Annotated in this window: 7 protein-coding genes; 4 read left to right on the forward strand and 3 right to left on the reverse strand. The window is 39.4% G+C overall.

Going from position 1 to position 8,869, the window contains the following annotated elements; all coding sequences use genetic code 11:
• Positions 1-180: 180 nt before the first annotated feature.
• Complete coding sequence (recQ, locus tag ABMA79_RS09160; protein ID WP_393092035.1) at positions 181-2,064, reverse strand: DNA helicase RecQ; 1,884 nt, start codon at positions 2,062-2,064, stop codon at positions 181-183.
• A gap of 130 nt (positions 2,065-2,194) precedes the next feature.
• Here recQ and ABMA79_RS09165 point away from each other — a divergent pair, with 130 nt between their 5' ends.
• The 3 genes from ABMA79_RS09165 to ABMA79_RS09175 are packed head-to-tail and all read left to right on the forward strand — an operon-like array spanning position 2,195 to position 5,941.
• On the forward strand, positions 2,195-2,785 hold the full coding sequence (locus ABMA79_RS09165) for an arylesterase (protein WP_393092037.1): 591 nt from the start codon (positions 2,195-2,197) through the stop codon (positions 2,783-2,785).
• Complete coding sequence (locus ABMA79_RS09170; protein WP_393092039.1) at positions 2,785-3,462, forward strand: ABC transporter ATP-binding protein; 678 nt, start codon at positions 2,785-2,787, stop codon at positions 3,460-3,462. Before ABMA79_RS09165 ends, ABMA79_RS09170 begins: the two co-directional genes overlap by 1 nt.
• Positions 3,452-5,941, forward strand: coding sequence for an ABC transporter permease (locus tag ABMA79_RS09175; RefSeq protein ID WP_393092042.1), 2,490 nt, complete (start codon positions 3,452-3,454; stop codon positions 5,939-5,941). The genes ABMA79_RS09170 and ABMA79_RS09175 overlap by 11 nt, the downstream gene beginning before the upstream one ends.
• A gap of 40 nt (positions 5,942-5,981) precedes the next feature.
• On the opposite strand, the gene ABMA79_RS09180 is transcribed toward ABMA79_RS09175, so the two are convergent.
• Positions 5,982-6,671, reverse strand: coding sequence for a hypothetical protein (locus ABMA79_RS09180; RefSeq protein WP_393092045.1), 690 nt, complete (start codon positions 6,669-6,671; stop codon positions 5,982-5,984).
• Between the two features lie 217 nt (positions 6,672-6,888).
• On the reverse strand, positions 6,889-8,484 hold the full coding sequence (locus ABMA79_RS09185; RefSeq protein ID WP_393092048.1) for an ABC-F family ATP-binding cassette domain-containing protein: 1,596 nt from the start codon (positions 8,482-8,484) through the stop codon (positions 6,889-6,891).
• Between the two features lie 181 nt (positions 8,485-8,665).
• Here ABMA79_RS09185 and ABMA79_RS09190 point away from each other — a divergent pair.
• A partial coding sequence (locus ABMA79_RS09190; protein ID WP_393092051.1) for a hypothetical protein occupies positions 8,666-8,869 on the forward strand: 204 nt, incomplete at its 3' end.

The following is an 8,869-nucleotide window of genomic DNA, read 5'->3' on the forward strand; positions in this document are numbered from 1 at the left end:
TTAGCTAGAGATTAGTGTCGAGAGCGAGGGTTCAAGCCCGAGCGGTTCGTCTCAGGGCCACCCGCAAAATTTCCGCAATATAAATGCGACATTTTCACGGAGTGAAAATTAGCCAGTAATTCGTAACAAAAAAGCGACATTTTCACGAAGTGAAAATAGGCAAATAAATCTCAGTTAAGTTTAAGCATCCCCATTTAACGCCTCAAGGAAAATCTTCCCAAAGCGCTGAAGCTTCTTAGGTCCAACCCCATAGATGCTTTCGAGATCATCGAGAGTTTGTGGGCGTTGGGCGGCCATCTCCATAAGAGTCTTGTCTGGAAAAATCTTAAAGGCCTGTGTGCGTTTCTGTTTGGCAAGTTTAGAGCGTAGTACTTTTAAATTCTCATACATTGTTTTATTAGTTCCATCATTTGGCCTATATGTGGCAACAGCTTTCTTTCTTGTGGTGGCCTTTTTGCGAACTGCTTTCTTCTTTGTAGCTTTTGTTTTTGTCGCAGTCGACTTCGAAGCAGGTGCACCTTTTTTAAAGTCTGCGCGAATCATGACTTCTTTTCGATCTTCAATAACATCAATGGCCGATTGAGTAAGTTTAATCTCTGAGCTTCCATCCATAATCATCTTAAGATGGCCTTGGGCAATTAGTTGGCGACATAGAGAATAGAGGAAGCCTTCGTCTTCCTTACTTGCATAACCAAAGCTTGTGATATGGTGGTGGCCATTTTTTTGAATGACGCCTGAAATATTTCCTTTGAGAACATCGATGATATAGTGGACGTTGTAGCGCTGGTCAGTTTCATAAACACAAGTGAGAACGGCCTTGGCTATTTCAGTTGCATTAATAAGCTTCTGCTTAGTCTGTTCACTTAAGCAGATATCACAATTACCACATGGCCCTTGATAGGGGTCATTAAAGTAATTAAGAAGAACTTCGCGGCGACAAGTTGTGGCCTCGCAAAAACCAAGAATGGCATCAAGCTTTTCTTCATTCACTCGGCGACGAGCTGCTGCGCCAACGCCTTTATTAGCAATTCTTTTTAAAAGAACAAGATCTCTTAGTCCATAGAACATTAGAACCTGAGAAGGGAGTCCATCTCGTCCTGCTCGTCCCGTTTCTTGATAGTAGGACTCAAGACACTTTGGCATATCCATATGGGCAACAAAGCGTACGTCGGCCTTATCAATTCCCATTCCAAATGCAATGGTTGCCACAACGATGACATTCTTTTGAGTGATAAATTTCTCTTGAACTTTTTCGCGGTAATTGGCACTCATTCCCGCATGGTAGGCATAGGCCTTAAAGCCCGCTTTAACTAATTTGTCGGCACATTCTTCAACACCCTTGCGTGAAAGGCAGTAGACGATTCCTGATTGGCCATCAAGATTATCTTGAACAAATTTCGTGAGACGATAGAAGTCTTTTTCTTTCGTTGTCTTCTTTTGAACTTCGTATGTAATATTTGGTCGATCAAAAGAGCTGATAAAGAGACTTGAGCCATGGAGGTTTAGACAGCGAATGATTTCACCACGTGTTGCTTCACCGGCCGTTGCAGTAAGTGCAATGCGAGGGATGTCGGGAAATTTCTTTGTGATCATGCCAAGTTGCATATACTCAGGTCTAAAGTCATGGCCCCATTGAGAAACACAATGGGCCTCATCAATGGCAAAGAGAGAAATCTCAATGCGATCTAAGATTCGCTGAAAGTATTCATTCATCATACGCTCTGGCGAGACGTAGAGGATCTTAATATTTCCGTTGAGAAGATTTCCCACAATATCATCTTGTTCACTATGAGAAATTGAAGAATTTAAGTAGGCCGCTTCGACGCCTTTTTCAATGAGGGCGTCAACTTGGTCTTTCATAAGAGCGATGAGGGGAGAGATAACAATGGCCGTTCCAAAGCGGGCAAGTGCTGGAATTTGATAGCACAAAGACTTCCCACCACCTGTTGGCATGAGGACCAGTGCGTTATTTCCTGCAATGACACTTTCCACAATCTTTTCTTGATTGCCGCGAAAGGCATTATAACCAAATATTTTTTGAAGTATCTCGATTCCTTGACTCACTTATCTAGTTTAACTGATGAAAGAGGGCCAGCAAAGCATTAATAAAGGCTTTGTTAAATCTTTGTAAAAAAGCGAAATGAACTTCGCTATTTTTGCTGTGATGCCCTAAAATAATATGATTGGAGTTGTTATGAATAAATTTTTACTAGTTCTATTAATTGGCCTTTCAACATTTGCTGCGCCAAAAGTTCTCTTTCTCGGAGACTCTCTTACTGCCGGTTATGGAATTGATCCAGAGAAGGCCTACCCAAATCTTGTGAAAGATATCTTAAAAAAAGAAGGCATTGAAATTGAAGTCATGAATGCAAGTATTAGCGGTTCTACTTCAGCATCAGCAATCTCTCGCCTTAAGTGGTCACTAAGAGGAAAGCCTGATGTCATGTTACTTGCCCTTGGGGCAAATGATGGACTTCGTGGAATTAAACTTGTGAGTACAAAAGAGAATTTAAAAAATGCTATCAAGCTTGCAAAGAGTAAGGGTGTAAAAGTTATTTTGGCAGGAATGCAGATTCCACCAAATTATGGGCCTGAGTATACGAAAGAATTTCAAAAAATGTTTCCTGATTTAAAGAAAGAAGAGGGAGTTACACTACTTCCATTCTTACTTAAGGATGTAGCAGGACAGCGTCAGTATAATATTGACGATGGCATCCACCCAAATGAGGAAGGACACAAGATTATTGCAAAGACGGTCGCACCGTTTATAAGGAAAGCTTTATAATGACTGAATTAGTATTATCACTTAAAGAAGTGAGAAAGGATTTTTCTCAAGGAGAAGAAATCCTCAATGTTTTAAAAGGTGTTGAGCTTGGAGTTAGCGAAGGGGAGACCATCGCAATCCTAGGTAAATCTGGTAGTGGAAAATCAACTCTCTTATCACTCTTATGTGGAATTGATGATGCCACCAGTGGTGATATTTCATATCGCAATAATTCACTCAAAAATCTAAATAGCGAAGAGATCACAGATCTTAGAGCAAAGCATATTGGTGTGGTCTTTCAACAATTTCATTTATTAGAACATCTAAATGCATATGAAAATGTCCTCTTACCACTCGAAGTAAATGGTAATGGCCATCAGAAAGATCGTGTGGATTACTTTCTTGAAAAAGTTGGCATGAGTCACCGAAAGACGCATTTCCCAAATCAATTAAGTGGTGGAGAGAAGCAGCGAATTGCCATTGCTCGCGCTCTCGTCACTCACCCTGGTGTTCTTCTGGCAGATGAGCCAAGTGGAAGTCTTGATGAGAATACTGGTGATGAAGTTATGAATCTAATCTTTGATATCGTTCGAGATGAAAAGATGAGTCTTGTTCTTGTCACTCATGATAAGGATTTAGCAAAGAGGTGTGAGAAGATTTATCACTTAGAAAATGGAGTGTTAAGTCTTGAAGCTTAAAATGGTTATGCGAGAGCTTAGAAGCTCTCCAATGTTCTTTATTATTTTTATTCTAAATCTCTCAATTGGAATGGTTGGACTTTCAACTATTGAAGTTTTTAAGTCTTCATTTGATAGTGCTCTAACAGCGAAATCAAAATCACTTCTAGGCTCTGATATATCGGTTAGTTCACGTATTGCCATTACTAAGGATACTTTAGAAATCGCAAAGTCTAATCTCGACTATAGTGAGATGACTCGCAATCGCTCACTCTATTCGATGCTCTTTAACGGCGAAAAAAGTCGACTTGTCAATATACGAGGACTTGGTCAAGGGTTTCCTTTCTATGGTGATATCCTAGCAAAGAGTGGCAAGAGCTTTCGTGATTTAAAAGATAATGAAGTCTTTATTTACCCTGAACTTGTTGGGCAACTTGGACTTGATCTTGGCAAAGAAATTAAGATTGGTTCAAAAGTGTTTAAAGTCGCGGGGATTGTCGAAGAAGATGGTTCTGCAGGTTTTTCCATGGGACAGCTGGCCCCAAGACTCTATCTAAAGAATGAGGTCTTAGATGCTACTGATCTTATCAAACCTGGAAGTACCATTTGGCGAAGTTTACATTTTAAGATGGCCAAAGAATTAAGTGACAAAGAACTTGTTAAAGCGGAAAAGGATTTAAAAGCTAAAATTATCGATTCATCAATTCGCATCCGATCTCCTCAGTCTAATTCTGAAAGAGTGGGGCGTTCAATGGATTATCTCGCTGACTTTCTTGGGCTTGTTTCACTATGCGGGCTATTCTTAGCAGGGCTAGGTCTCATCTACCTCTTTAGAGGCTTTCTATTAAAGAGAAGAAAGGACCTTGCAATTCTTGGCTTTATTGGGATGAGAAAGAAAGATATCTTTAAGATCTATACGTTAAAGCTTTTCTTTCTAGGCCTATTTGGTTCACTTTTAGGAATTGCGATTGGGACGGCATTTAGTCCCGTTATTCAAACCATGGTCAGTCGAAATTTAGGAATTAATTTTGCTCTTGAATTTAGCCTTTCAACTTTCTTTGTCACAATGGCCGTAGGGGTTGCCTCTACAATTGTCTTGGCACCAGCTCTTATTATTCCTTATTTAAGAGTCGATCAAAAGGCACTCTTTGATCATGATACGAGCCTTTCAAAGAACTTCTATGATTATTTACTATTTATTCCAATTGTAATTTTCTATTGGGTAATGGCCATCTACTTATCTGAAAGCTTAATTGTTGGTAGTGCATTCATTGCAGTCTTCCTAATTATTGTGGGGGTCTTCTTTCCTGTGGGAAGTTTTATTCTTTCATGGCTTGGAAAACTTAATCCAAAACTTAGCTTATCATCTAATATGGCCTTTAAGTATGTGACTCGTCACAAGATTTCAACTTTGTTTATCTTCTTATGTCTTTTCATCTCAACGAGTCTAATGACACTAATTCCATCTATTAAAAATATTCTTGCAGCAGAATTATCAATGCCACAAGAAGAGCGTCCAGTTTACTTTCTCTTCGATATTCAGCCTGAACAAGTTGAGGAGCTAAAAACTTTTGTTTTTCAGAGGAAGCTAGATCTTCTCAATATCAGCCCAATGGTTCGTGGGCGACTCGTAAAGATTAATGGTGAAGGTTATAACCCAGAAAAACTTGGGGATTTAACAAGAGAAGAGCAAAGGGAGCAACGTAGTCGTAATCGCAGTGCTAACTTAAGTTACCGCGATCATCTTGTAAGAGGTGAAGAGATTGTCGAAGGGCGTATGCCTAAGCGCTTTGACTTTGAATCTGATGAAGTGGCAGAAGTTTCTTTAGAGCAGCGCTATGCGAGTCGATTGGGGATTAATCTTGGTGATGAGCTTGAGTATAATATTCTAGGGATGCCTATTATTGCTAAAGTTGTAGGCTTTCGCTCTATTCGTTGGACGAGCTTCTTGCCAAATTTCTTTATCTCATTTGGCCCAGGTGTTCTAGAGGATGCTCCAAAGACTTTCATTGCTGCTATTGGAAAAGGCGAGGGTGATGTTAATGATCAGCTTCAATCAGACTTTGCGGCCAAGTTTCAAAACGTGTCTCTTATTGATATTCAAAGCTCTCTTAAAAGGGTTGCGACAATTATGGAGAGTATCACAAAGATTCTCGTTACAATGAGCTTCATTGTCTTTCTTGTTGGACTTCTTGTGATCTACTCTCTCATTGCACACCAATTAGAGTCTCGCCGAGAAGATATCTCTCTTATCAATATCATTGGGATTCGTTTTAGTGAGATTAGAAAGTCTATTATGAAAGAGATGGCCTTAATGTCTGTGAGTGCCGTTGTTGTTGGAGTTACTCTAGGACAGCTTGTGACTTATGCTGTTGCAAAACTTCAATTCGATTTAAATTATATTTTCAGCTCTACTGAAATTATCGGTTTTGCTATTTTAATCATCGTTCTTTCAATCTTAATTTCTTTTTCTTCATTTAATCGATTCATTCGAAAATAAAAAAAGGGCCACTTGATGTGGCCCCATTTAAGTATTGAATTTACCAGTTATATCTTTCAGCACAGAAATAACGGTAATCGTATTCATAATCATTCAGTTCATCGCGCAGATCTGCACAAAGGTCGTATCCAGTTGAACAAGAGAATGAGTAGAATGTTCTCTCAACTGAATCGCTCCAGCTATCAACAAGCTCGTAGTTACACGTATCATATGCGCTGTAACGGTGACGGTATCCATTGTAGATAAAGTATGGGTAGTCGTAATCCCAGTAGTAACCATCAACATAAGAGACACTAACTCTTAGCCAGCGGTTATTATAAACATAGATAGGTCTTACTGTTCTGTGATAGTCACGGGCCGTTGTCCAACGACGATTGTGTCTTACATAGTCACGGTTTGGTGTGTGACGGTAGCGGCGGTAAGCGCGTGTCGGATCAGGTCTTGTTGTGCGACGATCGTCATATCTTCTGTCGTCGTAGCGTCTGTCACTGCGACGGTCATCGTATCTTCTGTCGTCGTAGCGTCTGTCATCGTATCTTCTATCATTTCGACGATCATCATATCTTCTGTCACGTTGTCTATTTTGACGTGAGTCTCTATTGTATCTAGCATCACGTGAGCGACGATTTCTTAATTCGTCATCATTGTTATTTCTTCTTCCTCTTTCTGGTGCAGCAAAAGTCGTTGCTGTCAGGGCCGTAAGCACTAATAGTAGAACCAATTTTTTCATAAATCTCCCTCTGAGTTTTAATTGAATTTGGCCAGTTCTAACGTGGAGGGTGACTTTTTTGAAATTAAAATTTTGTTTAGCTAAAGAAATTTACTTTCTTACATTTAGATTTACGGGATTTAGTGGGCTTAGGGGTTTTTCTTACAGGAATTGACCTTGTAATAAGGTAAAAGTGGCAAAAAGGCCTCAAGAAGAGGCCTTTAATATTTGATAGCGATTATGCTTTTGATGCTAAGTAGTCATCGTAGCTGACGTACTTATCTTCAATTACCTTACCATTGTTGTGGTCAAGGTCAATAATACGGTTTGCTACCGTTTGAATGAACTCATGGTCATGAGAAGTAAAGATTAGGTTACCTTTAAATCTTGTGAAACCTTCGTTCACTGACGTGATACTTTCAAGGTCAAGGTGATCAGTAGGTCCATCAACAAGAAGAACGTTTGCACCTGAAAGCATAAGCTTTGACATCATACAACGAACTTTCTCTCCCCCAGAAAGAACATTTGTCTTCTTAAGAGCTTCCTCTCCTGAGAAAAGCATCTTACCTAAGAAGCCACGAATAAATGTTTCATCCTTGTCTTCTGAGTATTGTCTTAGCCAGTTCACAAGATCGTTCTTACCATCCATGAAGTAGCTAGAGTTATCTTTAGGAAAGTATGATTTAGTGATTGTCACACCCCATTCAACAGTTCCTGAATCAGGTTCCATTTCGCCCATAAGGATTTTCATAAGAGTCGACTTGGCAACATCGTTCTCACCAAGAAGAACAATCTTATCGTCTTTATTAAGCATGAATGTAACATTATCTAAAAGCTTAACGCCGTCGATTGTCTTAGTGATTCCATCAACACGTAGAATTTCTTTTCCTGCTTCACGCTTAGGATCGAATTGTACAAATGGGTACTTTCTCGTTGATTTTGGAAGGTCATTAAGCTCAAGCTTTTCAAGTTGTTTCTGTCTTGAAGTTGCTTGAGATGATTTTGAAGCATTGGCAGAGAATCGTTGAATGAAGGCCTTAAGTTCTTTGGCCTTATCTTCTGCTTTCTTATTTTGGTCTGCACGAAGCTTTTGAGCAAGCTCTGAAGATTTTCTCCAGAAGTCATAGTTACCTGCATAAGTTGTGATCTTACCAAAGTCGATATCTGCAATATGTGTACATACTTTATTTAAGAAGTGACGGTCGTGGGATACAACGATAACAGTCTTTTCATAATTTAGTAGGAAGTTCTCTAGCCACTGAATCGCCTTGATATCAAGGTTGTTTGTCGGCTCATCCAGAAGAAGAATATCAGGTGAACCAAAAAGTGCTTGAGCAAGAAGAACCTTAACTTTCTCTGGCCCCGTAAGCTCTTTCATATATTTGTAGTGATACTCAGTTCCAATTCCAAGACCAGAAAGAAGAATTCCTGCTTCTGACTCAGCTTCGTAACCATTCATTTCAGCAAATTCACTTTCAAGCTCTGCTGCTTTCATCCCATCTTCATCATTGAAATCTTCTTTCATGTAGATGGCATCTTTTTCTTTCATGATTGAGTAAAGCTTCTCATTACCCATAAGAACAGCTTGTAGAACTTGTTCTTCTTCGTATGCAAAGTGATCCTGCTTAAGAATAGAAAGTCTTTCACCTGGAGTGATATTAATTGTTCCTGTATTAGGTTCAACTTCACCCGAAAGAACTTTGATGAATGTTGACTTACCAGCACCGTTGGCACCAATTAAACCGTAGCAATTACCTGGCGTAAATTTGATATTAACGTCTTCAAATAGCTTCTTGCCACCAAAGCTTAAACTGACATTGGAAGTGGAAATCATAAATTATCCTTCTTATTTAAATTATCAATGAATTAACGGCTTCACCTTAAACTATTTAATGCGATTAGTCCATGGATTTACTGGACTGTTAAATGAATATTATTTTTGCTTTATCCCTTCTATTTTTACTAGAAGTGGCCATGGCCGAACAGTATGATACTGATATTACAAGGAGCTAGAGATGAAATTCTGGGCCACACTCGTGGTGATAATGTTCTTTTTGTTTAAGACTGTTCAAGTCTATGCACACCAGCCACATTTTAAGACTACCCATAAAATAAAGATCTCCAATGATGGGCACCCGGCCGCACTCTTAGAATTACCTAGACGCTACTATTCAAAGGAGAAGTGGCCTCTTGTCGTCAATATTCATGCTTACACTAGT

It is taken from the genome of Halobacteriovorax sp. HFRX-2_2, from assembly GCF_043196705.1.
GTDB lineage: Bacteria > Bdellovibrionota > Bacteriovoracia > Bacteriovoracales > Bacteriovoracaceae > Halobacteriovorax_A.